Source organism: Pseudomonas sp. BBP2017 (assembly GCF_003024385.1).
Classification (GTDB): Bacteria; Pseudomonadota; Gammaproteobacteria; order Pseudomonadales; family Pseudomonadaceae; genus Aquipseudomonas.
Genome location: NZ_PVZN01000063.1, coordinates 1 through 224 on the forward strand (window position 1 = coordinate 1; position 224 = coordinate 224).

Here is a 224-nt window from a genome sequence, read left to right on the forward strand (position 1 = left end):
CGTCTACAAGGACGGCACCGAACTGACCGCCACGATCACCGGTGTCAACGGCCCGGGCTTTGAAAAGCTGGAAGTCAAAGACGGCAGTGGCTCGGCGACCTCGACGGTGGTCGACACCACGACGGTCTCGACCGTGAGCCTGACCGGTTCGGTACAAGACGAAGGCCCGTCGGCGCAGTACATCTTCACTGCCACACTGAGCCATGCCTCCCAAGGCTTGACCA

Annotated in this window: 1 protein-coding gene; it reads left to right on the plus strand. The window is 62.1% G+C overall.

The annotated features are described in order from the left end of the window. On the plus strand, positions 1-224 hold a 224-nt coding region (locus tag C6382_RS24085), incomplete at both ends, for a hypothetical protein (protein WP_158262128.1).